Source organism: Paractinoplanes tereljensis (genome assembly GCF_016862435.1).
Taxonomy (GTDB): Bacteria; Actinomycetota; Actinomycetes; order Mycobacteriales; family Micromonosporaceae; genus Actinoplanes; species Actinoplanes tereljensis.
In genome coordinates this window covers 72,640-98,915 of record NZ_BOMY01000048.1, presented here as the reverse complement: position 1 = coordinate 98,915, position 26,276 = coordinate 72,640, and the positions used below count along the sequence as shown (strand labels likewise).

The window sequence follows — 26,276 nt, the reverse complement described above, 5'->3', positions numbered from 1 at the left end:
CCGCGACATGCCGCACCGTGGGGGTCTGAGGGCTCGGCCCCCCAGAATCGGATTCGTCCGCGGCGCAGCTCGCCACGCCGTCGAGGTTCTGCGCGAGCGCGGCCTGGTCACAACCATCCCCGGGCGAGGAACGTTCGTACTTCCTCCGAAGTGAGGGCCAAGGCTGTTCGACTGTGGATGGTCACTCCCGCCGAACTTTGCAGAGCCCCTAGGATGCTGTCGCCATCTATGTCGGGGGATTGTTCGATGTCTCGCAAAGTCTGGTCGGCCCTCCTTCTCTCGGCCGCCACCACCGTTGCGGTTACGGCCGTTGCCGGCCCTGCCTCGGCGGCGAGCTACGGGTGGGTGACCGCGGGCGCCTCCACGATCTCGTTCACGGCCGACTACAAGGTCAAGAACAAGGTCGTGATCACGCGTTCCGGGCGGACCGTCACGATCGACGATCGGGTGGCCGTCAAGCCCGGCAAGAACTGCAAGCAGGTCAAGGGCGACAAGACCCGGGTCCGGTGTACGACCACGAAGACACCCGCCAAGGTGTTCGTCAAGGTCTACGACCGGGACGACTCGGTAGTCAACAACACTGACCTCAAGCTGGAGGCGTACGGCGGGCCGGGCAACGACACGCTCGTCGGCGGGCCGAAGGCCGATGTCCTGCACGGCGAGGATCTCTGCGATACGTCAGCCGGCAACGACAAGATCTACGGCAACGGCGGCAACGACCTCATCTACGCCGGTGACGGGTCCGACTATGTCAACGCGGGTGACGGCAACGACATGGTCCTCGGCGACAGCGACTGCGTCACCGAGCCCGACCGCGCCGGCAACGACGTGATCCGCGGCGGCAACGGCAACGATGACCTCTTCGCCGACAACGGCAACGACCAGCTGTACGGCGACGCCGGCAACGACTTCCTGCGCGGCTGGTACGGCGCGGACCGCATCGAGGGTGGCGCCGGCAACGACCAGTTGCACGGCGACCCCGACGACCGCAAGGTCTACCCCGACGTGCTGCTAGGCGGCCCCGGCCAGGACCTGGTCGAGTACCAGCTCTACAAGAAGCCCCTGACGGTCTCCTTGAACGGCGTTTCCCGCGACGACGGCGTAGCCGGCGAGTACGACACCGTCGGAGCCGACGTCGAACTGCTAAACGGCGGCGCAGGCAACGACCGCCTGATCGGCAACGCGTCAGCCAACGAGATCAACGGCTTCAACGGCAACGACGCCATCCTCGGCGGCCCCGGCAACGACAGCCTGTACGGCGGAGACGGCAACAACGACCTATACGGCGAGGCCGGTGACGACGCCCTATACGCCTACTACGGCACAAGCCACCTAGACGGCGGCGAAAACAACGACGTATGCAGCGCCGCATACGACAAAGTCACCCTAACCGCGTGCGAGACGTTCCAGCCCTGGTAACCGCCCGCCCCGGGCCCCCGGGCCCGCGGGGGGTAAAGGGAGCCGGACCCTCGCTGACCGCAACGTGCCGCACCGTGGGGGTCTGGGGGCTCGGCCCCCAGGTAGATATGCGAAGAGGCCCCGGTCCGCGCTTCCCGCGGACAGGGGCCTCCCGACTCTGAGCGGGTGACGGGAATCGAACCCGCACTGTCAGCTTGGGAAGCTGATGTTCTGCCATTGAACTACACCCGCGTAGCGGGATCACTGTACCTGATGGAGGCGGGGTGTGGCGGTAGTGGCTCGGGTCAACCGGCGTAGGCCAGGGGGCGGGATAACTCGGCCTTCCACGTGCGGGATATCGGGGCTACTGCGGCCGGCGTTGCCGCTAGGGGGATGGCGCCGGCTGGGCCGTGGCGGCGGAGGGTTGCCGTCTCCACGTGCATCTCGTAGAGGTGCCAGTCGACTCCGAGAGACGCCCGCAGGGCCTCGGACAGCTTGGCTGTCACCAGCGGGTCTTTGACTCGGGTGGCTGTGCCCGTCAGGTAGGCCTCGTCGTCGCACTCCTCTGGGGGGAACGAGTGCAGGGCGTAGCGGCCGTCTCGGGCCAGATCTCCCCGTTTGGGTGACGCGACTATGAAGCAATACAGGCCCTCGGCCGTGAAAACCGGGGAGACGGGATGCAACCTGGGGGCGCCGTCGGCGCGGATGGTCGCCAGGTAGGCGAGTCCGGGGCCGTACTGCTCGAACAGGGCGCGGATGGCTGCCGCCAGCGTGGGGTCGGCGGAGGTGAAGTCGGACCAGGAAGCCATGGGGAGTATCTTATCGAACACCTGTTCGACACGCCCAGCTAAACACGCCGAATCAGCAGGTCGGTATGGTGTCCCGATGCTGCTCTCCGACCGTGACCTCGTCTCTGAGATCAAGTCGGGCGATCTCGCCCTGGAGCCGTTCGACCCGGCGCTCATGCAACCGTCCAGCATCGACGTGCGGCTCGATCGATTCTTCCGGGTGTTCAACAACCACCTCTACACCCACATCGACCCGGCCGAGCAGCAGGACGACCTCACCGCGGAGGTGGAGGTCGGCGACGGGGAACCGTTCGTGCTGCACCCGGGGGAGTTCGTGCTTGCCTCCACGCTTGAGGTGATCACCTTGGGTGACCAGCTCGCGGGGCGGCTCGAGGGTAAGAGCTCGCTCGGGCGCCTCGGGCTTCTGACCCACTCGACGGCCGGCTTCATCGACCCGGGCTTTTCCGGGCACGTCACGCTGGAGCTGTCCAACGTGGCCAATCTGCCGATCAAGCTGTGGCCGGGCATGAAGATCGGGCAACTGTGCATCTTCCGGCTGTCCAGCCCGGCCGAGCACCCCTACGGCTCGTCCATCTACGGCTCGCGCTACCAGGGACAACGCGGCCCGACGCCGTCTCGCTCGGCGCAAAATTTCCGGGTCTGGCCAACGGCCTGAAATGGCCGACCCGGAAACTGCCAAATACCTAAGCAAAACCCGCATGGCGTACGACGTGGTAGCCGACGACTATCACGTCGTTCTGCGGGATGAACTTGCCGAATCCACCTGGGAGCGCGCGGTGCTCGGTGGGTTCGCCGAGGTGGTGGACGGGCCGGTGGCCGACGTCGGCTGCGGTCCGGGACGGATCACCGGCCATCTCGCCAAGCTCGACCTCGACATGCAGGGCATCGACCTGTCCCCGCAGATGATCGAGGTGGCGCGAAAAAACTATCCGGCCATCCCGTTCAGCGTCGGCTCCCTGCTCGAACTCGATCTGCCCGACAACGGCCTGGGCGGCCTGGTCGCCTGGTATTCGCTGGTACACACCCCGCCCCAGCTGCTGCCGACGGCGTTCGCCGAGTTCTTCCGGGTGCTGCGCCCGGGCGGCCGGGTACTCCTGGGTTTCAAGGCCGCCGAGGCCGGCCCGGAGAAACGCGCGCTCACCAAGGGGTACGGGCACGAGATCGACCTGGACGTCTACTGGCTTCCGCCGCAGTTGGTGGCCGACCTGCTGAGCGCGGCCGGGTTCACCGAGTCGATGCGGATGGTGCGGGCGGCCGAGCGCTACGAGGGCCAGCCCCAGGCGTACCTCATGGGGTTGAAACCGGAGCGCTAAGCGCGACGGACCCGCAGACCGTGCCCAGCGGCGGCGCCGAGGACCTGGTCGATCTGAGCCCGGGTGAGGGTGCTGGTGGGGATCGGCAGGAACCGGGTGCGGGTGCGGCCGAAGATCAGCTGGCCGGGCGCTTCCTCGACCGAGCGGAAGGCGTTCCAGGTGTACGAGTGCCGGCTGGCGAGGCTGGAATGCGCGACGCCGCCCTCGGTGATCTCGTAGGTGGTCAGGTCGCTGTCGGCGAGTGCCTCGCGCGTGCCCGCGTTGATGAGCAGCATCGGGATGCCGACCGCGATGAGCGCACCGACCAGCACCAGCGTGAGGTAGCTGCCGCCGACGACGATCTGGAGCAGCAGCGCCAGGGCGATCGAGGCCCAGCCCAGCCCGCGCGCGGTCAGCACGAACGGCCGCAGGCCACGGCGGACCGCCGTGGCGATGAGCCGGGCATCCGGCTGAGCAGTGATCCGCAGGAACATTACCAAAATGTAACTTTTCGGCACCTTGCTCAGCTATGGGCTGGTCGGCGAACGAAAAATGCCGAGACAGAACCTCAGATCGTACGATTGCCCGGCGCAGGGAGCGCAGGAAAGGGGCGTCACCCGTGTACGTGATGATTTCGAAGTATCTGGTGTCGCTCGAGGAGGTCGATAAGGCCCGCGACGAGCATCTGGCCTTTCTGGACGGTTTGGTCAAAAGCGGCAAGCTGGTGATCGCCGGCCGGCAGAACCCGCCGGTGGGCGGTCTCGTGATGATCGAGGCGGAGACCGAGGACGAGGCGCGGGCGCTGATGGCCGACGACCCGTACGTTCAGCGCGGCCTCGCCGAGTACACGGCTACCGGGTTCCGGCCCAGCCTGGGCAAGCTGGCCTAGAGGTCGGCACCTCTCAGTAGTCCGCGAATGGTCAGCTCCGTCGCCACTGCGGGCGGGCACTCGTCGACGATCACGGCGGCCCCCACGTAGGTGTCGCCCAGCAGCGAGCGCAGGGCCCGCACCTGGGCCCCGGTGGCCGCCCAGTCGTCGACCACGAGCACCCGGTCGGTGGGTTTGACCAGCCCCTCGCGTACGCCCAGAAGTTGCTTTTCACCGCGATGATCGCTGGGCACCTCGGCCCAGCGCATCGGCTCGGCGATGGGCCGGCGCACGCCGGCCCGGTAGGCCTCCACGAAGCCGGCGCCGAGCGCTCGCGCGACAAGCGGTCCGAGCAGGAAACCGGTGACCTCGGGGGAGACGACGACGGTGGGCGAGGAGTCCCGGAACAGTGCGCCGAGGGCGTCCCCGAGGCTGGAAATGATCAGTGGATCCCGCCACCAGCCGGAGCGGTTGCTGACCAGATATCCGGTGCCGTCGCCGGGGTCGGTCCAGCCGAATGCGGACCGGAGGCGATCACCTAGATCGTCTGTCATCGGGACATCCTGCCACCAACTTCGGGGGCCGACCGGCCAACACCTGAGTAACGGGTGGTCAGAACCGAGTCAGACTACGCGTCAAGTTGATGCAGTGACTCGCTCTGATCGGGCATGCTGTTCGGCGTAACCATGCCTACTCTTCCGCCGGGCCGCCGCCCGCTCAGCCCAGGATCCCGCGCCGGTCTCGGCGCGGCCCTCGTGCTGCTCGCTGTCGTGTCCGCCGTGGAGCTCGCCGACGGGCCGCAGGCCCACTTCGTCGGACTGCTCGCGGCCGTTCCGTTCCTCGCCGCCGTCTTCGCCTTCTGGCAGACCGTGCTGGCGACCGGGGTGCTCGCCACCGTCGTCGGGGCGATCTTCGTGGGGGCGGACAGCCCGCAGGGGATGGCCGGGCCGGTCACCATCGCCGGCATCATGCTGGCCACCGGCATCGCGGCGGCCGTGGCCACGATCCGGCAGCGGCAGGCCGACCGGATCGTCGAGCTGCAGAAACTCGCGGCGGTGGCCCAGCAGGCCGTGCTGCGCGACGTGGGCCCGCAGGTGGGCGCGCTCGCGGTGGCCGGGCGGTACATCTCGGCGACCGCGGCCGCCGACATCGGCGGCGACCTGTACGAAGCGCTGGACACGCCGTACGGGGTGCGGATCATCATCGGGGACGTGCGCGGCAAGGGGCTGGACGCGGTCCGGCTGGCCAGCATCGTGCTCGGGTCCTACCGGCACGTGGCCTACGAGCGGGCCGACTTGAAGACGATGGTGGCCGACCTGGACCGGGCGGTGGCCCGCAGTGTCGGCGACGAGGACTTCGTGACGGCCGCGCTGGTCGAGGAGCGGGGCGGCACGCTCACCATCGTCAACTGTGGACATCCGGCGCCGTTGCTGCTGCGACGCGGCCAGGTCATTCCGCTGGAGCCGCCGTCGCCGGCGCCGCCGCTGGGCTTCATGCCGGAGGTCAAGGTGCGGGTGGAGCGGCTCGAGCCGGGCGACCGGCTGCTGCTCTTCACCGATGGGCTGGGGGAGGCACGCCGGGAGGGGGAGTTCTTCCCGACGGCCGATCGGGCGTGGCGACTACTCGGCCACGGCACGGTGGGAGACGGGCTGGCGTCGCTGGAGGCCGCGCTGGTCGACTGGGTGCACGGACGCCTCGAGGACGACATCGCCCTGGTGCTGCTGGAATATGCGGGCCCTGACGACGGCCCGACCGTGCCCATGCCTAGCTGGGAGGTCGGTGCCGCCGGCAGTTAAGCTGCGGCGGTTTCCGCCTCGGCGGTGGCTTTGTCGGCCACCGGGGCGGCTGTCGCCGGCACGGACTCCGGCCTGCGGTGCCGTCCGGTGTAGTGGCGTGGCTGGTCCGCCTGACGGGGCTCAGGAATCAGGTTCTTGATTGCGGCGAACATGGTGTCCCCCTGTATGTCTTGCACCGAAGACGCTGTTATCGATGCAACGAGCCACGAGACGCCTCGATACGTGGTGGGGACCTTTCTGGCCGAACGGCTGTCCCGCCGCCCACCCGATCGGCCGGACTGAATGTGCGATCCGCCGGTTGGTCACAGAACCACTTGCGGCTTGTCGCCTCCTACCGATGGGTAATACAGTGGGAGTTACTGACGGGTAACTCGCGTTTTCACTCGCGTCGTTCGGAGAGCGGGGCCAGCAACATGACCCATTACAAGAGCAACCTTCGGGACCTCCAGTTCAATCTGTTCGAGGTCTTCGGGGCTGATCGGGCGTTCGGCCAGGCGCCGTTCGACGAGATCGACGCGGAGACCGCGCGCGACGTCCTCGCTGAGGTGAACCGCCTCGCGACCGAGGACCTGGCGGCGAGCTACATCGACGCCGACCGCAATCCGCCGGTTTTCGACCCGGCGACGCACACGGCACCGCTGCCGGAGTCGTTCAAGAAGTCCTTCGAGCAGTGGATGGCCGCCGAGTTCTGGCGCCTCGACCTGCCCGGTTCGCTGGGCGGCACGCTGGCGCCGCGGGCGATGTGGTGGTCGCTGGCCGAGATGGTGCTGGGCGCCAATGCCCCGGTCTGGATGTATTCGTCCGGCCCCTCCTTCGCGCATGTCGTGGAGCAGGAGGGCACCGAGGACCAGAAGAAGTGGGCCAAGCTCTTCGTCGAGAAGCAGTGGGGCTCGACCATGGTGCTCACCGAGCCGGACGCCGGCTCGGACGTGGGCGCCGGCCGCGCCAAGGCGATCGCGCAGCCCGACGGCTCCTGGCACATCGAGGGCGTCAAGCGCTTCATCACCTCGGGTGAGCACGACCTGACCGACAACATCATCCACTACGTGCTGGCCCGCCCGGTCGGCGTCGAGGGTGCCGGCGGCCCGGGCACCAAGGGCCTGTCGCTGTTCATCGTGCCGAAGTACCACTTCGACGCGGAGACCGGCGAGCTCGGCGAGCGCAACGGCGTCTACGCCACCAACGTCGAGCACAAGATGGGCCTCAAGGTCTCGAACACCTGCGAGATGACCTTCGGCGAGCACGGCACCCCGGCCAAGGGCTGGCTGCTGGGCGAGGTGCACGCGGGCATCCGGCAGATGTTCATGATCATTGAGTACGCCCGGATGATGGTCGGCACGAAGGCGATCGCGACCCTGTCGACGGGTTACCTGAACGCCCTGGAGTACGCCAAGAACCGCGTTCAGGGTGCCGACCTGGTGCAGAACGACGACAAGGCCGCGCCGCGGGTCACGATCACCCACCACCCCGACGTACGCCGCTCGCTGATGCTGCAGAAGTCGTACTCCGAGGCGCTGCGGGCCCTGGTGGTCTACACCGGCACCTGGCAGGACAAGATCGCCATCGCCGAGGCGGCCGGCGACACCGCCACGGCCAAGGCCGCCAGCAAGGTCAACGACCTGCTGCTTCCGCTGGTCAAGGGCGTCGGTTCGGAGCGGGCGTACGAATTGCTCGGGCACGAGTCGCTGCAGACCTTCGGCGGCTCCGGCTTCCTGCAGGACTACCCGCTCGAGCAGTACGTGCGGGACGCGAAGATCGACACCCTGTACGAGGGCACGACCGCGATCCAGAGCCTCGACCTGATCTTCCGCAAGATCGTGAAGAACCAGGGCCAGGCGCTCGCCGTCATCGCCGGTGAGATGCAGGAGTTCGTCACGAGCGAGGCCGGCAACGGCCAGCTCAAGGAGGAGCGCCTCGGCCTCGGCAAGGCGCTCGGCGAGATGCAGCAGATCCTCGGCGCGACAATGGGCTGGCTGGCCTCGGTGCAGAACGGCGAGACCCGCGAGCTGTACAAGGTGGGTCTCAGCTCCCGCCGGGTCCTGCTCGCGCTGGGCGACGTCGTGCTGGCCTGGCTGCTGCTGCGCCAGGCCGAGGTGGCCCTGAAGGCGCTCGGTGGCGAGGTGTCGGCCGCCGACAAGAAGTTCTACGAGGGCAAGGTGGCGGCCGCGCGGTTCTTCGTTCGCGAGGTGCTGCCGCGCGTCGGCTCCGACCGCCGCATCATCGAGAACACCGTGCTGGACCTGATGGACCTGTCCGAGGACGTGTTCTGAGTTAGACCTTTTCCCACTCTCCTGAAAACGGCTGAGGCCGGCTCGGACAAGGACGTCCGGGCCGGCCTTCGTCGCGGTACCGGAAGTAGGCGCTCAGCCGCGGGCCGTGTGCCGCTCGGTCAGGGGCATCGAACCTGGTTCGGTGGCGGCCCACGGGCCGTCGGCGCGGTGCACGGCCAGCCCGGAGGTGCGCAGCTCGACCTGCCGGCCGTCCCACTGCTCGTCCGGAACCAGCAGGATGGACACCTCGGACACGGTCGGGTTGTGCCCGACCACGAGCACCGTGCGGACCGTGTCGGGCACCGTCTGGAGGAGATCGAACACCTCGGTGCGGCCGCCCTCGTAGAGGCTCTTCTCGTAGCGGACCTCGGCCGAGACCTGCCCGGTCTGGGCCTGCGCCAGCGCGATCGAGACACCCTGCCAGGTCTGCCGGGTGCGCGCGGCCGGCGAACAGAACACCAGGTCGGGGTGGATGCGCTCGTCGGCGAGCCAGGCCCCGGCGGCGTCCGCGTCGGTCTCCCCGCGGGTGGTCAGCTTCCGGTCGAAGTCGGGTTCTTCCCCGGGGGTCTCGGCCTTGGCGTGCCGGAGGATGACGAGGGTCCGTGCGCTCATGTGGACAGCTTGCCTGATTGAGATTCTCGACGCCTGGGTAACACACCGCTCAACGCATTGACCTCAGTGAGGATCAAGGAGAAGCGGCGATGGGCATCGGCGGAAGTATCTTCCTGCTGGCGGTGGGGGCGATCTTGGCGTTCGCCGTCAACGCTGACATCAGCGGGCTGGACATCAACATCATCGGATGGATCCTGATGGCCGCCGGGTTGGCCGGCCTGATCATCACCCTGTGGTTCTGGAACAGCCGCCGGCGCACGGTGGTCACCCGGCAGACGACCGCGCCGGTGGCCGGACCGGGCTATGCCGCGGAGGTCCGTGAGACCCGCCGCGACGACGTGCCGCCTCCGGGCTACTAGTAACTGACTCGCGACGCCGGTCGACCGCCTTTCCCCCTAGGCGGTTCGGCCGGCGTCGCGCATGTGTCACTACTTGACGGCGGCGGCGATGGCCGTGGCGAGCGGGGTCACCGGGCGGCCGAGCAGCGCCTCCAGGTCGGTGACCGGCACGAACAGCGCGCCCTTGGCGGCGGCCCGGTCCGAGTCGGCCAGGATCTCCGCGAACGGCGCGGGCACCCCGACGCCGACAAGCACCTCGGTGTACTTCTCCGGGGACAGGTCGGTGTAGGCGACCTCCTGGCCGGACTGGCGGGAGATCTCGGCGGCCAGGTCGGTCAGCGTGAACGGTTCCCCGCCCAGCTCGTACACCTTGCCCTCGTGCCCCTCGCCGACCAGGACCGACGCCGCGGCCTCGGCGAAGTCGGCGCGGGTCGCGGCGGAGATCTGGCCCTCGCCGGCCGCACCGACCAGGCCGTGCGCGAGCGCCTGCTCGACCGAGTAGTTCTCGATGTACCAGCCGTTGCGCAGCAGCACGTGCGGCAGGCCCGATTCGGCCAGCAGCTGCTCGGTGACCAGGTGCTCCTCGGCCAGCTTCATGTCGGTGGTGTCGGCCCGCGGAATGCTGGTGTACACGATCAGGCCGACGCCGGCGTTCTTGGCCGCGGTGATGATGTTGGTGTGCTGCGGGACGCGCTTGCCGGGCTCGCTGCCGGAGATGAACAGCACCTTGTCGGCGCCGGTGAAGGCGGCGGTGAGGGCGTCCACGTCGGCGTAGTCGACGTGCTTGGTGGTGATCCCCAGGTCGGCGATCTTGTCGAGCTGGCGGCCGAGACCGACGATGTCGGCGGCCGGTACGCCCTTGGCGAGCAGGGACTCGATGGCGAGACGGCCGAGGTGTCCGGTGGCACCGGTGACGACGATGGTCATTTTCTGATCTCCTTCTTGCGGTTGCCAGGCTCAACGTCGCAGCTCAGCGGTCACTTCCCAATAGATAGTGGGCACCTTGAAGTGCAGTACTCACCTGCGGGATAGTTAACAGCGTGGAGACCAGTGCGTACGCCAAAGACTGCCCGAGCCGGCAGATTCTGGACCGGATCGGTGACACCTGGAGCGTGCTCATCGTGGTGATGCTGGCCGACGGCTCGCACCGCTACACCGAGCTGGCCAACCGGATCCAGGGCGTCAGCCCGAAGATGCTCACCCAGACGCTGCGCGGCCTCGAGCGCGACGGACTGATCACCCGGACCGTACATCCGGTGGTGCCGCCGCGTGTCGACTATGCGCTAACCAGCCTGGGCCAGAGCCTTTACGGCCTGGTCGAGGGGCTGGAGAAGTGGGCCGAGGCGCACATCGAGGACGTGCAGGCGGCCCGGGACTCCTACGACGCGTACAGCGCGAAGTAGACCGCGATGTGGTGGCAGATCGCCGCCACCAGCGTGCAGGCGTGGAAGAACTCGTGGTGCCCGAAGATGCTCGGCCACGGGTTCGGCCGGCGCAGCGCGTAGAAGACCGCGCCGACCGTGTAGATCACGCCACCGGTGATCAGCAGGACCAGGCAGGCCACGCCGCCGCGGTGCAGCACGTCGGGCAGGATGGCGATCGCCGCCCAGCCCAGCGCCACGTAGAGCGGGGCGCCGGCCCAGCGCGGCAGGTGCGGCCAGATCACCTTGAGCGCCACGCCGCCGAGCGCACCGCCCCAGATCAGGCTGAGCATCAGCGTCGCCTTGCCGGGATGCAGCAGCTCGACGCAGAACGGGGTGTAGGTGCCGGCGATGAAGATGAAGATCATCGAGTGATCCATCCGGCGCATGATCTGATAGCCGCGCTCGGTCCAGACCTTGCGGTGGTAGAGCGCGCTGATCCCGAACAGGCCGCACACGGTGACGCTGTAGATCAAGCAGCTCAGGAAGGGTGCGATGCCCGGCCGACTGAGGGCGATCGAGCAGAGCACGATGCCGCCGACGATGGCGACGAAGAACGCGTACTGGTGCAGGCGGCCGCGCAGACGGGGTTTCCCGAGATCGGCCGGCTTCATCCGGAACGGTGCTGAGGTCGTCACGGCTCCTAGGTTACGGCACCGTAAGTTACTGGCAAGTAGTCAAGCCGCTCACGGGCAGAATGATCGTCATGAGAGTACTTCCGGCGGGACCTTCGGCACTGGTGATCGAGTGTCGCGACGGTGAACAGGTCGAGGCCTGGCGGGCGGAGTTCTGGCGCCGACGGGAGTCCGGCGAGCTGACCGTGACCGACATCGTCCCGGGCGCCCGAACCGTCCTCCTTGACGGCGTTGCGCCGGGAACCGCCGAGTTGCTGGGCGAATGGCCGGAACCGGATTTTGCTCAGCTCACCTCAGAACGGCAAATTGAGATCTCGACCACATTCGACGGAGAAGATCTGCCGGACGTCGCTTCGCACTGGGGAGTCAGCGTTCCGGAAGCGGTGGACCGTCTCGTCAACGCCGAACTGATCGTGGCCTTCTGCGGCTTTGCTCCGGGTTTCGCGTACATGCGCGGGCTTCCGGAAGAATGGTCGGTGCCGCGGCTCGCCGCTCCGCGGCCTCGCGTGCCGGCCGGCGCGGTCGGCCTGGCCGGCCCCTACGCCGGGATCTATCCCACCGCCTCACCGGGCGGGTGGCGGCTGGTCGGACACACCGGCCAGGAGCTTTTCGACGTACGGGCGGAACCGCCCGCCCTGCTCACTCCCGGCACTCGAGTGCGCCTGGTGCCCGCATGATCACCGTCGTGCGGCCGGGGCCGCTCACCACCGTGCAGGACCTCGGCCGGCCGGGATACGCCCACCTCGGCGTGCCGCGGTCCGGGGCGCTCGACCAGCCGGCGCTGCGCCGGGCCAACGCGCTGGTCGGGAACCCGGCCACCGCGGCCGGACTCGAAACGACCCTGATGGGCTGCGCACTTCGCTTCGAGCGGGCGGTCCGGGTCGCGGTCACCGGGGCGGTCGCGACGGTGCGGATCGACAAGGTGCCGGTTGACGGCGAGGTGATCGACGTGCCGGCCGGGTCGGTCCTCGACATCGGGCGGGCCACCCGCGGGGTGCGCTCCTATCTCGCGGTGGCGGGCGGGATCGGGGTCGAGCCGGTGCTCGGCAGCCGGTCCACCGACACGCTCTCCGGTCTGGGACCCGCGAAGCTCGCCGACGGCATGACGCTGCCGATCGGCGACGCCACCGGCGGACCCCCGCCGGGACCGACGGTCGAGGTCGCCGACGAACTGCTTCTGGGCGTACGGCTGGGGCCGCGCGACGACTGGTTCGCGGCGGCGGAACTGTTCTCCTCGGCGTACGCCGTCTCGCCGGTGAGCAACCGCGTCGGCTGCCGGCTGGCCGGCAGTGCCCTGACCCGCACCAAGCTCGGCGAACTGCCCTCCGAAGGCGTGGTGCTGGGTGCGGTGCAGGTGCCCGCGGACGGGCAGCCGTTGATCTTCCTGGCCGATCACCCGACCACCGGCGGCTATCCGGTCATCGGGGTGGTCGACGACGTGACGCCGCTCGCGCAGGCCCGGCCGGGTAGTACGGTGCGTTTTCGTGAGTTCCATTGACCTGAACGCCGACCTGGGCGAGGGCTTCGGCCGCTGGACCCTCGGCGACGACGAGGCCCTGCTCGACATCGTCACCTCGGCCAACGTGGCGTGCGGCTTCCACGCCGGCGATCCGTCCACCATGCACCGGATCTGCGACGCGGCGGTGGAACGCGGCGTCGCGATCGGGGCCCAGGTCGGTTACCGCGACCTGGCCGGGTTCGGCCGCCGCCGGATCGACTACGACCTGACCGAACTGCATGACGACGTGCTGTACCAGATCGGCGCGCTGGAAGCCTTCTGCCGGGCGGCCGGTGGCCAGGTGGACTACGTCAAGCCGCACGGCGCGCTCTACAACACTGCGGCCGTCGACGAGGGGCAGGCGTCGGCCGTGGTCGCGGCCGTGCGCGCGTACGACCCGGGGGTTCCGGTGCTCTGCCAGCCCGGATCAGTGCTGGCCCGGCTGGCCGTGGCGGCCGGACTGACCGCGGTGGGCGAGGGCTTCGCCGACCGCGGCTACCGGCCGGGCGGCACGCTGGTTCCCCGCACGGTGGCCGGCGCGATCGTCACCGACCCGGACCTGGTCGTGGCCCGGGCCGTCCGGATGGCCACCGCGCGGCAGGTCGAGACGGCCGACGGGGAGATCGTCCCCTGCGACGTGGCCTCGATCTGCGTGCACGGGGACACCCCCGGAGCGGTCGAGCTGGCCGGGCAGGTGCGGGCCGGCCTGGTCAAGGCCGGCCGCACGCTGGCGCCGTTCGTCGCCTGGAGCTAATTCTCGTCCACGCCGCGCAGGATGAGTGGCAGGCGGGACGGGCCGTCCGGGCTCACCACGATCGGGACACCCCAGTCCTGGCGGGTCAGGTGGCAGGCCGCGAACTCCACGTCGACGTCGCAGGTGGCGGCCTGGGCGACCACCTGCAGGATGCCCTTGGGCACGCTCGGGTTGATCACCAGGGCGCGGGACAGGTCGGTGGTGACGCCGGCCCCGTCGAGCAGCAGCTCGGGCGGGGACGCGGACACCTCGAGGCGGGTGGACGGGCCGAACTGGGTGTCCAGCTTCTGCCCCGGCGCGGGCGTGAAGATCACGTCGAGGCTCAGGGCACCGGGAGCCACCACCGACGGTGGGCGTTCGGTGCGGTGCCGCTCGCCGGTCACCGTCTTGACCACGCCGGGTGCCAGCCGGGTCATCCGGTGCGCCGACGACTCCACCACGATGACGTCGCCGGCCTCGGTCACGACGATGTCGCTCGGCTCGTTCAGACCGGAATCGACCGTCGACACCTCGTCGGTGACCGGGTCGAAGCGCCGGATCGCGCCGTTGTAGGTGTCCGCCACCAGCACCGAACCGTCCGGCAGGGCGGCCACCCCGAGCGGGTGCTGGAGCAGCGCCTCCTTGGCCGGGCCGTCCACGTGACCGAAGTCGAACAGGCCCTGGCCGACCGCGGTGTGCAGCACCCCGGCCTCGATCCAGCGCAGCGCCGACGTCTCGCTGTCGGCGATCCACAGCCGGTCGCCGCCCACCGACAGACCGGACGGCTGGGCCATCCAGACATCGGGGATCGGGCCGTCCCGCAGCGACTCGACGGTCGTGCCGGCGTAGACGCCGACCGTGCCGGCCGACGGGTCGAACCACCACAGCTCGTGGATGCCGGCCATCGCGATGATGACCTTGTCGTCGAACCAGGCCAGGTCCCACGGCGACGACAGGTCGGCGGCCAGCGCCTCCTGCGGGCCGTCGGCGGCCGAGCGCCACGGCTTGCCGGAGCCCGCCACCAGCGTGATCTCGCCGGTGGTGAGGTGCAGGCCGCGCAGTTGGTGGTTGACCGTGTCGGCGACCAGCACGTCGTAACCGACCCGCGCGGCGACCTCGGCCGGGAGCAGCAGCAGGCCCTGCGGCTCGTTGAACGGCTCGCCCCGCTCGCCGCTGCCGAACCGGCGCACCAGGGACTCGCCGTCCGCGGACAGCTCGGCCAGCGAATGCCGGGCCGAATCGGAGACCAGCAGGTGGCCGTCCGGCAGCTCGATCGCCTTGCCGGGGAAACGCAGCAGGGTCTCGGCCGCGGCCGGCGGAACGTACGGGCCGGTGCCGCGGTGCAGGGTGCCGTCCGCCTCGTGCTTGGTGATCAGTTCCTCGATCAGGCGGGACAGACCCTCCGCGTGCCCCTCGCCGGCCATCGACGCCACCAGATAGCCGGTCGGGTCGATCACCGCGAGCGTCGGCCAGGCCTTGGCCGCGTACTGCTGCCAGAGGTGCATGTCGCCGTCGTCGACCACCGGGTGATGCACGCCGTAGCGCTCCACGGCCGCCGCCAGCGCCACCGGATCGCGCTCGTGCTCGAACTTCGGCGAGTGCACGCCGATCACCACGACGGCGTCGCCGAACCGCTCCTCGAGCGGCCGCAGCTCGTCGAGAACGTGCAGGCAGTTGATGCAGCAGAAGGTCCAGAAATCCAGGACCACAACCTTTCCCCGCAGGTCAGCCAGGGTCAGGTTCTTACCGCCGGTGTTCAGCCAGCCTCGGCCCCGCAACTCGGGGGCCCGCACACGCCCAGTCATCGCACCATCGTGCCGCACCGACCGGGTCGGCACGGCACGAAGGTGGTCAGGATGACATCAGCGCTGAGCTATCAGCCCTGGGGCTTGAGGCAGAGGACCTGGTTCTTGCCGTCGCTGGTCGGGTTCAGCACATGCGGCTGCTGCGGGTCGGGGCACTTCGACTGGTCGTCCACGATGGACACCACCTGGAACGAGGTGGCGTCGCTGCAGTCGACCTTGACCGCCTCATTGCCGTTCTGCTTCACGCACTCGCCGGTGTTGACGGTGAGCGTCTTCTCCTCGCCGCCGGCCACCAGGTAGACGATGCCGAAGACCACACCGAGCAGCAGCACCGCGCCCACCACGACCGAGACCAGGATCGGAAGCATCCGCACGTGCGGCGTCTCCGGCTTGGCCGGCGTGCCGGCCGGACCCGGCCAACTGGTGGTGTCGTCGGGGCTGGGCGGGGTCACCGTGGCCCGGCTGGCCGCACCCGAGGTCTCCGGGGACAGTGCCACCGGGAAGCCGGGCGGCGCGTACGCCTCGTTGTTGCGACCCGCAATGTCCGTGGTCAGCTCGCTGTACTGCTCCGGGCCCGGTCCGGTCGGCGCCGCGAACGGAGCCGTGCCGTTGCCCGAGAACGGACCGCCGCCGCCGCCGTTGGCCGGCGGGAACGGGGCATAGCCGCCGCCCGACGCGGGCGCCGGGCTGGTGAACTCGGCGAGCGGGTTACGCGGCTGCTCCGGGCCGGGCAGAGCCGGCGGCCCGGCCGGGCTCCCCGGAACCGGCGGGGCCACCCGGGCGCTGGCCGAGGCCCGCGCGGTGGCCCGGGCCGGCGACAGCGGTGCGACCCCGGCAACCCCCGGCTCGCTGCCGGGTGCGTTGTGGTCACCCGTCCGCTGCGGGTACGCCGGTGAGCCGAACCCGGAGGGCGAACCGAACTCGTTCGGTGCCCCAGCGGTAGCGCCGAAGCTGGAGGGTGGTCCGAAGTCGTTCGGTGCCCCGGCGGGTGCGCCGAAGCTGGTCGGTGCGCTGGCAGCAGCGCCGAAGCTGGTCGGTGCGCTGGTGGCGGCGCCGAAGCTGGTCGGGGGTTCGAAGCTGTCCGGGGCGGCGGCCGGTGAGCCGTAGGTCCCGGCCGGGGAGCGGCTGCCGTCGAACGGCAGCTCCACCGGTGCCGGGAAGCCGGGCTCGTCGGCCGGTTCGTCGTTCTCCGGCTCGGCCGGGGCGGCCGGGCGGCCGTAGACGCGGGCCTGCGCCGCCGCGGGCGGCGGCGGGAGCTCGGCCGGGTCGATCGGGGCGCTGCGGCTGGTCGACGGCACCGACGCACTCGCCGTCACCGGGCGAGCCGAACCGACCGCACCGGCGGCCGGGGCGGACTGCTCGGACGACGGGTCGCGCGGGGCCGGCACCGACGGCGTGCCGACCGCGCCGAACGACGCGCCGGGCACCCGCTGCGGGTAGCCGTTGGACTCGGCGGCCGGTGGCCGGTAGAGGGAGTGCTGGTCGTCCGCGTCGTCGTCGGGCGCGGCCGGGCGGGCCGAGCCGTAGACCGGGCGCGCGTCGTCGGCGGGCCCGGAAGCCACGCTGCGGAACGGCGCCACGTCGCTGCTGCCGAACGGGGCAGCGGGCGAGGCCGGCTTGAACGGTGCCTGCTCGTCGCCGCCGTAGGGCGAGCCCTCGAAAGCGGCGGGCGAGGACGGGCGAGCGGAGCCATACGGCGTCGCCTGGCCGCCCGCGGCCGGGGATCCCGGCTGGTCGCCCGCGAACGGCGCGGTCGGCGATCCCGGCTGCGCGGATCCGAACGCGGATGACGGCTGGGCCGAGCCGAACGGGGACGACGGCTGGGCCGAGCCGAACGATGCGGACTGGTCCTCGTCGGCCGGTCCGGCCGACGAGGCCGGCCGGGCGGAACCGTACTGCGTTCCCGGCTGGGCGGCGCCGAACGACGGCTCGTCGTCGGCCGAGCCGAACGGCTTCGCGGCGCCGAACGCCGGTGCGTCCGGCGAGGTGGAGCCGAAGGCCGAGGCCGGGGAGTCGGGTTTCGCGTCGGGGTTCGCCGACGCGCTGCCGCGCGGTTTGAACGAGGAGGCCAGCGAGTCGGGCCGGGCCGTGCCGAAGGTCGGAGCCTCGGAATTGGCCGAAACCTCCGACCGGGCGCTGCCGAACGGGGAGCCGGCCGTTTCCGGCGCGCTGCCGAACGTGGTGCCGGAGCCGCTGCCGGGGGCCGGGCGACCGAACGGGTCGGCCAGGCCGTTCTGGGACGACGACTCGGGAGTCGTCCCAGCCTCGCTGCCGGGGCGGCGGCCGAACGGACCAGCCTGGCCGTCGCCGACCGGGCGCCCGAAGGGGTCGCCCCCGTCAGCCGAGGAACGACCGAAGGAGCCGTCCTGGCCGTCAGTGGCCGGACGTCCGAAAGCGTCGCTCTGGCCGTTGGCGGCGGCCCGTCCGAGGGGGCCGCCTTGGCCGTCAGTGGCCGGACGTCCGAAAGCGTCGCTCTGGCCGTTGGCGGAGGGTCGGCCGAAGGGGTCGCCCTGGCCGTCGGTGGTGGGGCGGCCGAACGGGTCGGCGGAGGAATCGGCGGAACGACCGTAGGGATCGGCCGGGGCCTCGGCGGACGGGCGGCCGAACGGGTCGGACGACGTCGCGGGGCGGCCGAACGGGTCGGACTGGCTCTCTGCGGGCTGGCCGGAGAGGTCGGCCGGGCGGCCGTACGGATTGTCGGCGGAACGGCCGTAGGGGTGCGGGGCCTCCTCGGCCGCCGCGCCGCCGAAGCCGCTGAACGAGCCGGCGTCCGAACCGGTCGCGGTCGGTGCGCCGAACGGGGCCTGCTGGCTGCGGATCGGCAGCTCGGTGCCGGGAGTGGCGGACGACTCCGACGGCGTCTCGCCGCCCGGCGTGGCCGCACCGCGCAGCGGGAACCCGCCGCTCTCGCCGCCGCGGCGGGTCGGGAAGCTCGCGTTGCCGGAGCGCAGCGGGAAGCCACTGCTCTCGGCGGCCCGGGCCGCGGCATCGGCGTCGTCGGATCGAGTCGACGGGAAGCCGCCACTGTCGCCGGCCCGAGCCGGCGGGAAGTTGCCGTTGTCGGCGGCGTGGGCTGGCGGGAAGCCGCCGCTGTCGCCGGGCCGGGCGGTCGGGAACCCGCCGTTGTCGGCGGAGTGGCCGGAGCGCACCGACTGCGGGGCGTCGGGCAGCTCGGCCAGGGTGGCGCCGGGCACGCGGACGCGCTGGGCACCGAAGACGGAGACGCCGGGCGGGCGGCCGGTGGCCGGGTCGACGTCGTCGGTCGCCGGCAGGTCGGGCAGGCTGCCCCGGCCGGGGGTGCCGGCCGCGAAGCCGTCGAACTCGCCGATGGTGCCCGGGTCGACGCTCGCCGGCTTGCGCTGCGGCAGCGGGAACGGGTTGTCACTGCTGCCGGTGGCCGGAGCCTGCTGCGGCGCCCACGCCGAGCGCGGCGCCTCGGGGGCGTTGCCGGAGGCCGGCACGAACGAGGGGCCGGACGAGGACGCCGAGCCGGCGGCGGCCTCGGAAGCCACGACGCCAGGCGCCGAGGCGCCAGCGGCCGGAGCACCAAAGGTCGAAGCGCCAGCAGCCGGAGTGCCGCCGTTGTCGGCGGGAGGCGGCGGGGCGAACGGCGAGGAAGCCGCCTGCGGCGTGGCCGAACCGTAGGACGCGGCTCCGGGGGAGACCGAACCGTACGGCGAGGCGGGGCGCGGCGACTCGTCCTCGGGCTGCGGCACGCGGGCCGAGCCGTAGGAGGTGCCGGTCGGACGGGCCGGGCTGGCCGCAGCCGCCTCGGAACCGGAGCCGAAGGTGCGCACCGCGGGCACCACGAACGGCGAGCCGCCGTTCGGTGTGGCCGGCGGTGGCGGAGCGTACGAGCTGGGGAAGCCATCGGCGGGCGACGGAGCCGAAGCCCGCCCGGCGATCCGCCGACCGTCGGCGTCCGGCGGGAAGCCGTCTGCCGTGGGCCCGCCCGACGTGGCCTCGGCCGGCTGAGTACCGGCGTAGTGCCCCTCGGACGTCATGAGCGCCTCCTAGTGAATGCGGCCGTGCCAGCTTTGCACGGACGCGGAACACCGGCCATCCGCACCGGCGCGCCGTGCCCAGCACCAAGGCCAGGCCGTGCGGGACCTGTCCTTCGGAGGCCCCGGTTCCGGGGTCGACCGGCCGAGCCGACTCTGGAACCGTGCCCAACCGTACCGGGCCGAAGCGGTAGGAGGAATCCCGGTGTACGCCCGGAAGGGGACAGCGAACGGATCTTTAAGACTGTCTTCAAACATGCAACAGCCCGCCCGGATGGTTCCGGACGGGCTGACGTAAGGGTTTGGCTCAGAAGGTCTTGCGTTGGGCGAAGATGGCGATCTCGTCCCGCATGGCCTGGGTAGGAGCGGACTGCCAGGCGCGGTCGATCGCGCGGTTCTGGCGGTTGATCACCCGACGCTGGCGGACTCGATCAACGATGCTCATGATGCTCTTTCATCCCCCTCGGCCCTGCTCGGGCCAACTTCTTCGGCGCTCGTCTCGATGCGATACCAATTCTGGCTCGCATCGAGACGAGATGCCAACGATTTAGGGGGTGACGGTGAGCACGTGCCTAATGATCGAAGGTCGAAATAACCAGTTGCCTGATTTTCGACGGCGTGCCTAGGTCCAGGACAGCAGTGCGCCCTCCGGGTCGGTGAGGAATTCGCCGATGTCCCGGAGGAACTTCGAGCCCAGCTCGCCATCGATGATCCGGTGGTCGAAGGAGAGCCCGAGGGTGGTCACCTGGCGGATCTTGATCTTGCCTTTGTGCACCCACGGCATCGGCTTGACCGCGCCGAACGCCAGGATCGCCGACTCGCCCGGCGGCAGGATCGGGGTGCCGGTGTCGACCCCGAACACGCCGACGTTGGTGATCGAGAGGGTGCCGCCGGACATGTCGGCCGGAGGCGTCTTTCCGGATTTGGCAACCCGCACAAGTGTGTTGAGTGCCTCGGCCAGCTCTCGCAGACTGAGACGCCCGGCGTCCTTGATATTGGGAACGATCAGGCCGCGCTCGGTCGCCGCGGCGATGCCGAGGTTGATGTACTCCTTGACGACGATCTCGTTCGTCCCGCCGGACCAGCTCGAGTTGACCATCGGGTGCCGCTGGACCGCCAGAAGCACAGCCTTGGCCACCAGAAGTAGCGGAGAAACCCGCAGGTCGGCGAACTCACGCCGGCCCTTCAGTTTCTCCACCGCCTTCATCGAGCGGGTCACGTCGAGAGTCAGGAACTCGGTGACGTGCGGGGCGGTGAAGGCCGACGCGGTCATGTTCTCCGCGGTCAGCTTCCGGACACCCTTGACCGGGATGCGCTGCTCGCGCGAGGCGTCGAAGACCGCGACGGCCGGGCCGGCGGCCACGGCCGGTGGTGCGGCCACGGCCTGGTGTACGTCATCCCGAGTCACCGAACCCATCGGCCCGGACCCGACGAGTGACGTCAGGTCCACCCCGAGATCGCGGGCCAGTTTCCGGACCGGCGGCTTGGCCAGCACCCGGGCCGCCGGGACGTCCGGTTGCACGGGCGCCGATGCCACGACGTTCGCGGCAGCCGCCGAAGGCGGAGGGCTGACAACGTTGGCCGGGGACTCCGACGGCGTACCCAATCGGGGTCGTCTTTTGGCAGTTGTGGTTTTCGGGCCGTAACCCACCAGGACCGCGGTGCGGCCGCCCGGAGCCGGACCACCGATCAGCCCGGGCTCGACCGCTCCCTCCGCCGGCGCGATCTCGACCGCCGCGAGCGATTCCGCCGAGGGAATCGGCCCGGCCGAGGGATCGGTGTCGATGGCGACGATGGGCGCGCCCACCTCGACCGTCGTGCCGGCCTCGTGGAAGATCTGGGTGACCACGCCGGCCCACTTGGCCGGGATCTCGACGGCGGCCTTCGCCGTCTCGACCTCGACGATCGGCTGGTTCAGCTCGATCGTGTCGCCCACCTTGACCAGCCACGCGAGGATCTCGCCCTCGGTCAGGCCTTCGCCGAGGTCGGGCAGGGTGAACTCCTTGATCCGGGACATCGGCGTCACCAACCGAACGAACGGTCGACGGCGTCCAGCACCCGGTCGAGGTCGGGCAGATATTCCTCTTCGACCCGGGCGGCCGGGTAGGGAATGTCGTAACCGGTAACCCGGAGCACCGGGGCCTCCAGGGAGTAGAAGCACTCCTCGGTGATCCGGGCGGCCAGCTCGGAGCCGAGGCCGAGGTTGCCGGGGGCCTCGTGCACGACGATGGCCCGGCCGGTGCGGCGCACCGAGGCGTAGACCGTCGTCATGTCGAGCGGGGAGAGCGTGCGCAGGTCGATGACCTCGAGGTTGCGGCCGTCCTCGGCCGCGGCGGTGGCCGCTTCCACGGCGGTGCGGACCATCGGGCCGTACGCGAGGATCGTCGCGTCGGTGCCGGCTTTCACGACGCGGGCCTGGTGCAGCGGGAACGCCCCGGCCAGGTCGGCATCGAGGTCGACCTCGCCTTTCTCCCAGTAGCGCCGCTTCGGCTCGAAGAAGACGATCGGGTCGTCCGAGGCGACCGCCTGGCGGATCATCGTGTAGGCGTCGGCCGGGCTGGCACAGGTCACGACCTTGAGGCCGGGAATGTGCGCGAACAGCGCCTCGGGCGACTCGGAGTGGTGCTCGACCGCGCCGATGCCACCGCCGAACGGGATGCGGATGACGATCGGCAGTCGCACGTTGCCGAGCGAGCGGTAGAACATCTTGGCGACCTGGGCGACGATCTGGTTGTAGGCCGGGAAGACGAAGCCGTCGAACTGGATCTCGCAGACCGGGCGGTAACCGCGGATGGCGAGACCGATCGCGGTGCCGACGATGCCCGACTCGGCCAGCGGGGTGTCGATGACGCGATCTTCGCCGAAGTCTTTCTGCAGGCCGTCGGTGATCCGGAAGACGCCGCCGAGCTTGCCGACGTCCTCGCCCATGATGACGACCTTGGGGTCGTCTTCCAACGAGCGGCGCAGACCGTGGTTGAGGGCTTTGCCCAGAGTGATCGTCTCGGCCATCAGTTCGCGCTCCCCTCGAACGACGCGTGGTAGCGCTCGAACTCGGCGCGCTGGGCGTCGATCTCGGGCGAACCATGCGGGTAGACGTTGTCGAACATCGTCACCGGCTGCGGATCGGGCATGGCCAGAACTCGCTCGCGCAGGTCGAGGGCGAGCGTCTTGGCGGTCTCGTCGACCTCGCCGAGGAACGCGTCGTCGGCGATCTGCTGCTTGGTGAGGAACGACTTCATCCGGAGGATCGGGTCTTTCGCCTTCCACGACTCGACCTCGCTGGCGATGCGGTAGCGGGTCGGGTCGTCGGAGCTGGTGTGCGCACCCATCCGGTAGGTGTAGGCCTCGATCAGGGACGGGCCCTGGCCGTTGCGGGCCTGGTCGAGCGCGGCCCGGGTGACCGCGTAGCTGGCCAGCACGTCGTTGCCGTCGATCCGGATGCCGGGGAAGCCGTAGCCGGCCGCCCGGCGGTAGAGCGGGATGCGGGTCTGGCGTTCCAGCGGCTCGCTGATCGCGTACTGGTTGTTCTGGCAGAAGAAGACGATCGGGGCGTTGAAGACCCCGGACCAGACGAACGCCTCGTTGACGTCGCCCTGGCTGGTGGCGCCGTCACCGAAATAGGCGATCACGGCCTCGCCGTCGCCGTTGCCGATCTTGCCGTCCATGGTGATGCCCATGGCGTAACCGGTGGCGTGCAGGGTCTGCGAGCCGATCACGATGGTGTAGGTGTTGAACTTGAATTCGTTCGGGTCCCAGCCGCCCTGGTCGACGCCGCGGAACAGGCCGAACGGCATGATCGGGTCGATTCCGCGGGTGTAGAGGACGCCGTGCTCGCGGTACGTCGGGAAGGCCATGTCCTGCTTGCGCAGCGCGCGGCCCGAGCCGACCTGGGCCGCTTCCTGGCCCAGCAGGCTTGCCCAGATGCCCAACTCGCCCTGTCGCTGCAGCGCGGTGGCCTCGGCGTCGAGACGCCGGACCGTCACCAGGTCGCGGTAGAGCTCTTTGTACTCGTCGTCGGTGAAGTCGACCGAGTACGTCATGCCGTCCGCCGTGGTGACGCTGTCGACGCGTTCCCCGTCGGGGGTGAGCAGTTGGACGAAGCCGCCGGCCGGAGCGTCGGCCCCGACTTCGCTTTCGCCGTTCGCCATCCGTGTCTCCCTGTTTCATCTCTTGCGCCCGCGGCGGGGGTTACCCGTCCACGCGGCGAACCTCTGGGTCGCCGCGCCTGACCCGGGTGAGGTTGCCGCGCGGCGGTTCGGCGCGGGCCGAGACCCCGCCGGGGAGTGACGGCCCCCACCTCGCCCCGCTGGATTCGGCGGAAAGCGACGGCGGCGGTGCCATCGCCTTCATCCTGACAGAGAACGTGAGCGCCGTTACAGGTCGGCTCGATCACAGTCGGGAAATTTCCCCGTCACATAGGTGCCCGTATTTGTCCTATTAAGTGGTTTTCGTACGGTCACTCCCGTACGAACGGGCTATTTCCCCCGCTGCGGATCTCCGGGTGCTTCGTTCATCCCTCTGACCGAGACGGATCCAAGTTGATCTCTTGCCTCAGGGAGGGGAACGGGACGTGCCGCAGCACCCGGACGACGACCTCGTGCCGCCGATCAAGGTCATGCGGAAGCGGCTGAACGGGGTCTATCGCGCCGATGCCGGGTTCGCCGGCCCGACCCGGCGATATGTGCTCATCGTGGCCTTGCTTGTCGCTTTGGCCTCGGTGCCGACGCTGGCCGCCATCACCGCCGGCTCGAACCAGCTGGCCGACGGCAAGACCGACACGATGGACATCCCGGTGCTGCCCCCGGCCCGGCCCGGGCCGGTTCTGCCGCCCGAGGCCAACCTCCCGCAGTCCGGGTTGCCGCCGTCGACGCAGGGTGGTTCGCAGGGCGCGGACGCGGCGATGCGGGCCGGCCGGTTGATGGGCGAGGCCGGCAAACGCCGATCAAAATCAACGGCCTCCGCCGGTCCGGCTTCCAGCTCCGGTTCCGGCTCCGCGCGACCCCGGCACAGCGACCGCGGCGGGTACGCCGAGAAGCGGCGCGACCGGTCCTCGGGCGCCAAGTCGTCCGGTTCTGACCAGCGCTCGCGCCCGAGCGGGCCGTCGATGGTCGCGTTTCCGGCGTTGCCCGGGATGCGCACTTTGCCGGGTCTGCCGCCGGTCGGTGGACGGAAGAGCCGCGACCCGGGCGAGTTGCCGAGCCCCCCACCCGATGACGAAAAGCCCGATCAGTCTGATAAGTCCGATCAGTCCGATTCGGACGATTCGGACGATGACCAGCCTTGCCGGTCCGAGGACCGGTCCGAACACAGCCGGAGGTCAACCGTGACCGAGCGCCCCCGCAACGTCCGACCCGCCAGCGTCCTCGAGCGCGAGCACGCCGGGCACAACCGCCGGCACATCCCGGAGGCTCGCGGCGAGGACAACCGGAGCACCAACCACCCGTACCAGGGCAGCCACCGAGCCGGCCGCGAGCACCGCGAGGAGGAGGCCGCGGCCCATCGCCGCAGCTCCCGAGTGGGCCGCCACCACGCCGACTCCGGTGAGGACGCCCGGGGTTACGGCTCGTCGAGCCGGTGACGGTTGGCGTCCAGCCAGGCCTCGATCGCGTCCGAGTCGTCGGGGTCGACGCCCTCGGAGATGAGCTGGGCCACGGCCGCGGTGGCCGGGCTGCGGCGTTCGCCCGTCGCGTACAGCCGGGCGAACTCGGGGATCATCTCCTCGACCATCTCGTCGGTCTGGGTGGCGGCCGACTCGGGCAGGGCGCGCCGCCGGGTCGTGTAGGCCGACCAGGCCCGGGTGACCCGGGGAAGCATCGCGGCGTCGTCCATGTCGAGGACCGCGCGGCGGTGCACCCAGTCCAGCAGGAACAGGCCGGCCACGGCCGGGCTCCAGCGCAGCGGGTCGGCCCCGGGCAGGCTCGCCGCGTGGTCGAGCAGCAGGCTCAGGCAGAAGTGCAGGGACGCCACCTCGGCGTCGGCGTCCACCGAGGTGAGCCCGAAGCGGGTCGCCTCGGCGCTGCCCAGGAAATCGCGGACCAGGTCGGAGTTGCTCGGCCGGGGCGGCTCGGGCAGGCGTGGGGTGGCCGTGGTCGGCAGCAGCGCGAGCCGGGCCGAGGCCAGCGCCCGGTCGGTGGCCAGCGAGCCGTCGGACGGCAGGTCACTCAGGCCGTCGGTGATGGCCATGTAGTGGTCGACCTCGTCGCGCGCGCGGCCCGGGTCTTCCTCGCGGAACCAGGTCAGCTCGTCCTCGGCGCACATCTCGCGCACCTGCTGGAGAACACGGTCGGCCTGGGAACCGACGAAGACGTCCTTGGTGATGCCGATGTTGTGGTCGACCAGGGCGACGACCGCGTGCTCGGGGCCGCCGTCGCCGGTGTCCTCGTAGGCGAAGGTGACCAGGTAGGACGTCTGGTCGCCGTAGACATCCCCGTACGCGTAGCAGCCGGTGGGCCGGACTCGCCCCAGCTGGGCCGTCCACGACGGGGCCTGTGCTCCCCGGCGCACCTGCGAGGCACCGGCCGCATCGGGCACCAGGGCGGCGAAGACCTCGCGGATGGTGGTGGCCGCCGCCGTGCGGCGGCGGGTGGTCGCCGAAAGGAACTCGCTCACGAACTCGCGGACGGCCGCGGCACGGTCGTTCTGAGCCACCGAGTAGATGCTGCCGAGCAACGCGGTGCCCAGCATTTCGGCGTCCAGTGCGCAGTCGAGTTTCGCCACGTCGCGGGCTGCGTGCAGCACCGCCTCGTACGGACTCTGGGTAGCCGACATATCGCGAGCGTACCGGGGCGGCGGCAACCGGT

At 70.3% G+C, this 26,276-nt stretch carries 25 protein-coding genes and 1 tRNA gene; 12 read left to right on the top strand and 14 right to left on the bottom strand.

Going from position 1 to position 26,276, the window contains the following annotated elements:
- Nucleotides 1-246 precede the first annotated feature (246 nt).
- Entirely contained in the window at nucleotides 247-1,419 is a 1,173-nt protein-coding gene (locus Ate02nite_RS37715) for a calcium-binding protein (RefSeq protein WP_239147994.1), read from the top strand.
- A gap of 160 nt (nucleotides 1,420-1,579) precedes the next feature.
- Here Ate02nite_RS37715 and Ate02nite_RS37710 read toward each other — a convergent pair.
- Both Ate02nite_RS37710 and Ate02nite_RS37705 read right to left on the bottom strand, forming a co-directional pair.
- Nucleotides 1,580-1,650 (bottom strand) — tRNA-Gly (locus tag Ate02nite_RS37710).
- Nucleotides 1,651-1,703: 53 nt separating this feature from the next.
- Nucleotides 1,704-2,207 (bottom strand): pyridoxamine 5'-phosphate oxidase family protein, encoded by a 504-nt coding sequence (locus Ate02nite_RS37705; RefSeq protein ID WP_203812695.1) that lies wholly within the window; start codon nucleotides 2,205-2,207, stop codon nucleotides 1,704-1,706.
- Between the two features lie 76 nt (nucleotides 2,208-2,283).
- Here Ate02nite_RS37705 and dcd point away from each other — a divergent pair, with 76 nt between their 5' ends.
- Nucleotides 2,284-2,862, top strand: coding sequence for a dCTP deaminase (dcd, locus tag Ate02nite_RS37700; RefSeq protein WP_203812694.1), 579 nt, complete (start codon nucleotides 2,284-2,286; stop codon nucleotides 2,860-2,862).
- A 43-nt stretch (nucleotides 2,863-2,905) separates the two neighbouring features.
- The gene (locus Ate02nite_RS37695) at nucleotides 2,906-3,520 is read left to right on the top strand and encodes a class I SAM-dependent DNA methyltransferase (RefSeq protein WP_239147993.1); all 615 of its coding nucleotides are present in this window, start codon (nucleotides 2,906-2,908) and stop codon (nucleotides 3,518-3,520) included.
- Here Ate02nite_RS37695 and Ate02nite_RS37690 read toward each other — a convergent pair.
- A complete protein-coding gene (locus tag Ate02nite_RS37690) occupies nucleotides 3,517-3,993 on the bottom strand; it encodes a YcxB family protein (RefSeq protein ID WP_203812692.1) in 477 nt (158 codons plus the stop codon). The genes Ate02nite_RS37695 and Ate02nite_RS37690 overlap by 4 nt on opposite strands.
- 134 nt (nucleotides 3,994-4,127) lie before the next feature.
- On the opposite strand from Ate02nite_RS37690, the gene Ate02nite_RS37685 reads away from it, so the two are divergent.
- The gene (locus Ate02nite_RS37685) at nucleotides 4,128-4,388 is read left to right on the top strand and encodes a YciI family protein (RefSeq protein WP_203812781.1); all 261 of its coding nucleotides are present in this window, start codon (nucleotides 4,128-4,130) and stop codon (nucleotides 4,386-4,388) included.
- Here Ate02nite_RS37685 and Ate02nite_RS37680 read toward each other — a convergent pair.
- Nucleotides 4,385-4,921 carry a phosphoribosyltransferase gene (locus tag Ate02nite_RS37680; protein WP_203812691.1) on the bottom strand — a complete coding sequence of 179 codons (537 nt, stop codon included), beginning with the start codon at nucleotides 4,919-4,921 and terminating at the stop codon, nucleotides 4,385-4,387. The two genes, Ate02nite_RS37685 and Ate02nite_RS37680, sit on opposite strands and share 4 nt — an antisense overlap.
- Before the next feature lie 114 nt (nucleotides 4,922-5,035).
- Between Ate02nite_RS37680 and Ate02nite_RS37675 the strand changes: the two genes are divergently transcribed.
- Nucleotides 5,036-6,163, top strand: coding sequence for a PP2C family protein-serine/threonine phosphatase (locus tag Ate02nite_RS37675; RefSeq protein WP_203812690.1), 1,128 nt, complete (start codon nucleotides 5,036-5,038; stop codon nucleotides 6,161-6,163).
- A 413-nt stretch (nucleotides 6,164-6,576) separates the two neighbouring features.
- Nucleotides 6,577-8,433, top strand: a complete 1,857-nt coding sequence (locus Ate02nite_RS37670) for an acyl-CoA dehydrogenase (RefSeq protein ID WP_203812689.1) — start codon at nucleotides 6,577-6,579, stop codon at nucleotides 8,431-8,433.
- 93 nt (nucleotides 8,434-8,526) lie between these two features.
- Here Ate02nite_RS37670 and Ate02nite_RS37665 read toward each other — a convergent pair whose 3' ends face one another.
- Nucleotides 8,527-9,045, bottom strand: a complete 519-nt coding sequence (locus tag Ate02nite_RS37665) for a SixA phosphatase family protein (protein WP_203812688.1) — start codon at nucleotides 9,043-9,045, stop codon at nucleotides 8,527-8,529.
- An 89-nt stretch (nucleotides 9,046-9,134) separates the two neighbouring features.
- Here Ate02nite_RS37665 and Ate02nite_RS37660 point away from each other — a divergent pair, with 89 nt between their 5' ends.
- Nucleotides 9,135-9,404 carry a DUF6458 family protein gene (locus tag Ate02nite_RS37660; RefSeq protein WP_203812687.1) on the top strand — a complete coding sequence of 90 codons (270 nt, stop codon included), beginning with the start codon at nucleotides 9,135-9,137 and terminating at the stop codon, nucleotides 9,402-9,404.
- A 69-nt stretch (nucleotides 9,405-9,473) separates the two neighbouring features.
- Here the strand turns inward: Ate02nite_RS37660 and Ate02nite_RS37655 are convergent, their stop codons facing one another.
- Entirely contained in the window at nucleotides 9,474-10,310 is an 837-nt protein-coding gene (locus Ate02nite_RS37655) for an SDR family oxidoreductase (RefSeq protein ID WP_203812686.1), read from the bottom strand.
- A 113-nt stretch (nucleotides 10,311-10,423) separates the two neighbouring features.
- Here Ate02nite_RS37655 and Ate02nite_RS37650 point away from each other — a divergent pair, with 113 nt between their 5' ends.
- A complete protein-coding gene (locus Ate02nite_RS37650; RefSeq protein WP_239147992.1) occupies nucleotides 10,424-10,786 on the top strand; it encodes a winged helix-turn-helix transcriptional regulator in 363 nt (120 codons plus the stop codon).
- On the opposite strand, the gene trhA is transcribed toward Ate02nite_RS37650, so the two are convergent.
- Nucleotides 10,762-11,442, bottom strand: a complete 681-nt coding sequence (trhA, locus tag Ate02nite_RS37645) for a PAQR family membrane homeostasis protein TrhA (RefSeq protein WP_203812685.1) — start codon at nucleotides 11,440-11,442, stop codon at nucleotides 10,762-10,764. The genes Ate02nite_RS37650 and trhA overlap by 25 nt on opposite strands.
- Before the next feature lie 68 nt (nucleotides 11,443-11,510).
- On the opposite strand from trhA, the gene Ate02nite_RS37640 reads away from it, so the two are divergent.
- The 3 genes from Ate02nite_RS37640 to Ate02nite_RS37630 are packed head-to-tail and all read left to right on the top strand — an operon-like array spanning nucleotide 11,511 to nucleotide 13,691.
- Entirely contained in the window at nucleotides 11,511-12,116 is a 606-nt protein-coding gene (locus tag Ate02nite_RS37640) for a 5-oxoprolinase subunit B family protein (protein WP_203812684.1), read from the top strand.
- Nucleotides 12,113-12,937: a 5-oxoprolinase subunit C family protein gene (locus Ate02nite_RS37635; RefSeq protein ID WP_203812683.1), complete on the top strand. Its 825-nt coding sequence runs from the start codon at nucleotides 12,113-12,115 to the stop codon at nucleotides 12,935-12,937. The genes Ate02nite_RS37640 and Ate02nite_RS37635 overlap by 4 nt, the downstream gene beginning before the upstream one ends.
- Nucleotides 12,933-13,691, top strand: coding sequence for a LamB/YcsF family protein (locus tag Ate02nite_RS37630; protein WP_203812779.1), 759 nt, complete (start codon nucleotides 12,933-12,935; stop codon nucleotides 13,689-13,691). Before Ate02nite_RS37635 ends, Ate02nite_RS37630 begins: the two co-directional genes overlap by 5 nt.
- On the opposite strand, the gene Ate02nite_RS37625 is transcribed toward Ate02nite_RS37630, so the two are convergent.
- The 6 genes from Ate02nite_RS37625 to pdhA all read right to left on the bottom strand — a co-directional run bounded on the left by Ate02nite_RS37625 (nucleotide 13,688) and on the right by pdhA (nucleotide 23,624).
- A complete protein-coding gene (locus tag Ate02nite_RS37625; RefSeq protein ID WP_203812682.1) occupies nucleotides 13,688-15,475 on the bottom strand; it encodes an NHL domain-containing thioredoxin family protein in 1,788 nt (595 codons plus the stop codon). The two genes, Ate02nite_RS37630 and Ate02nite_RS37625, sit on opposite strands and share 4 nt — an antisense overlap.
- Nucleotides 15,476-15,546: 71 nt before the next feature.
- Nucleotides 15,547-19,479: an LppU/SCO3897 family protein gene (locus Ate02nite_RS37620; RefSeq protein ID WP_203812681.1), complete on the bottom strand. Its 3,933-nt coding sequence runs from the start codon at nucleotides 19,477-19,479 to the stop codon at nucleotides 15,547-15,549.
- A 304-nt stretch (nucleotides 19,480-19,783) separates the two neighbouring features.
- Complete coding sequence (locus Ate02nite_RS37615) at nucleotides 19,784-19,921, bottom strand: hypothetical protein (protein ID WP_203812680.1); 138 nt, start codon at nucleotides 19,919-19,921, stop codon at nucleotides 19,784-19,786.
- Between the two features lie 177 nt (nucleotides 19,922-20,098).
- On the bottom strand, nucleotides 20,099-21,493 hold the full coding sequence (locus tag Ate02nite_RS37610) for a dihydrolipoamide acetyltransferase family protein (RefSeq protein WP_203812679.1): 1,395 nt from the start codon (nucleotides 21,491-21,493) through the stop codon (nucleotides 20,099-20,101).
- A 5-nt stretch (nucleotides 21,494-21,498) separates the two neighbouring features.
- Nucleotides 21,499-22,488, bottom strand: coding sequence for an alpha-ketoacid dehydrogenase subunit beta (locus Ate02nite_RS37605; protein WP_203812778.1), 990 nt, complete (start codon nucleotides 22,486-22,488; stop codon nucleotides 21,499-21,501).
- Entirely contained in the window at nucleotides 22,485-23,624 is a 1,140-nt protein-coding gene (gene pdhA / locus Ate02nite_RS37600; RefSeq protein ID WP_203812678.1) for a pyruvate dehydrogenase (acetyl-transferring) E1 component subunit alpha, read from the bottom strand. Before pdhA ends, Ate02nite_RS37605 begins: the two co-directional genes overlap by 4 nt.
- A gap of 422 nt (nucleotides 23,625-24,046) precedes the next feature.
- On the opposite strand from pdhA, the gene Ate02nite_RS37595 reads away from it, so the two are divergent.
- On the top strand, nucleotides 24,047-25,054 hold the full coding sequence (locus tag Ate02nite_RS37595) for a hypothetical protein (RefSeq protein ID WP_203812677.1): 1,008 nt from the start codon (nucleotides 24,047-24,049) through the stop codon (nucleotides 25,052-25,054).
- On the opposite strand, the gene Ate02nite_RS37590 is transcribed toward Ate02nite_RS37595, so the two are convergent.
- The gene (locus Ate02nite_RS37590) at nucleotides 25,033-26,244 is read right to left on the bottom strand and encodes a hypothetical protein (protein ID WP_203812676.1); all 1,212 of its coding nucleotides are present in this window, start codon (nucleotides 26,242-26,244) and stop codon (nucleotides 25,033-25,035) included. The genes Ate02nite_RS37595 and Ate02nite_RS37590 overlap by 22 nt on opposite strands.
- Nucleotides 26,245-26,276 lie beyond the last annotated feature (32 nt).